Source organism: Streptomyces mesophilus, from assembly GCF_040300965.1.
GTDB classification, from domain to species: Bacteria; Actinomycetota; Actinomycetes; order Streptomycetales; family Streptomycetaceae; genus Streptomyces; species Streptomyces mesophilus_A.
This window is the reverse complement of the sequence record NZ_JBEPEW010000301.1, coordinates 1-1505: the sequence shown is the minus strand read 5'-3', so window position 1 is coordinate 1505 and position 1505 is coordinate 1. Positions and strand designations below refer to the sequence as shown.

The 1505-nt window shown below is 56.7% G+C and carries 1 rRNA gene (running past one end of the window); it reads right to left on the bottom strand.

Features of this window, described 5'->3' with window-relative positions:
* A 23S ribosomal RNA gene (locus tag ABT367_RS41240) occupies window positions 1-1505 on the bottom strand; its annotated part reaches 1229 nt to the left of the window's first position; the annotation flags it as partial.

Below are 1505 nucleotides of genomic sequence, written 5' to 3'. Positions count from 1 at the left end.
TCATCACCAGGAATGGCCCCCCTTCTCCCGAAGTTACGGGGGCATTTTGCCGAGTTCCTTAACCATAGTTCACCCGAACGCCTCGGTATTCTCTACCTGACCACCTGAGTCGGTTTAGGGTACGGGCCGCCATGAAACTCGCTAGAGGCTTTTCTCGACAGCATAGGATCATCCACTTCACCACAATCGGCTCGGCATCAGGTCTCAGACTATGTGTCATCCGGATTTGCCTAGATGACGTCCTACACCCTTACCCCGGGACTACCACCGCCCGGGCTGGACTACCTTCCTGCGTCACCCCATCGCTTACCTACTACCACCTTGGATCGCCGGCTCCACCACTTTCCTTTCCCCGAAGGGTCCGGAACGGCTTCACGGGCTTAGCATCAGAGGATTCGATATTGGGCGTTTCAAAGCGGGTACCGGAATATCAACCGGTTGTCCATCGACTACGCCTGTCGGCCTCGCCTTAGGTCCCGACTTACCCTGGGCAGATCAGCTTGACCCAGGAACCCTTAGTCAATCGGCGCACACGTTTCTCACGTGTGTATCGCTACTCATGCCTGCATTCTCACTCGTGAACCGTCCACAACTCGCTTCCGCGGCTGCTTCACCCGGCACACGACGCTCCCCTACCCATCCCAGCCCCCGTTGGGGGTATGTGCTGGAATGACACGACTTCGGCGGTACGCTTGAGCCCCGCTACATTGTCGGCGCGGAATCACTAGACCAGTGAGCTATTACGCACTCTTTCAAGGGTGGCTGCTTCTAAGCCAACCTCCTGGTTGTCTCTGCGACTCCACATCCTTTCCCACTTAGCGTACGCTTAGGGGCCTTAGTCGATGCTCTGGGCTGTTTCCCTCTCGACCATGGAGCTTATCCCCCACAGTCTCACTGCCGTGCTCTCACTTACCGGCATTCGGAGTTTGGCTAAGGTCAGTAACCCGGTAGGGCCCATCGCCTATCCAGTGCTCTACCTCCGGCAAGAAACACACGACGCTGCACCTAAATGCATTTCGGGGAGAACCAGCTATCACGGAGTTTGATTGGCCTTTCACCCCTAACCACAGGTCATCCCCCAAGTTTTCAACCTTGGTGGGTTCGGTCCTCCACGACCTCTTACAGCCGCTTCAACCTGCCCATGGCTAGATCACTCCGCTTCGGGTCTAGAGCGTGCAACTCAATCGCCCTATTCGGACTCGCTTTCGCTACGGCTTCCCCACACGGGTTAACCTCGCTACACACCGCTAACTCGCAGGCTCATTCTTCAAAAGGCACGCAGTCACGACTGTTGCTCCGAAGAACAACAGCGACGCTCCCACGGCTTGTAGGCACACGGTTTCAGGTACTATTTCACTCCGCTCCCGCGGTACTTTTCACCATTCCCTCACGGTACTATCCGCTATCGGTCACCAGGGAATATTTAGGCTTAGCGGGTGGTCCCGCCAGATTCACACGGGATTTCTCGGGCCCCGTGCTACTTGGGTGTCTCTCAAACGAGCCGC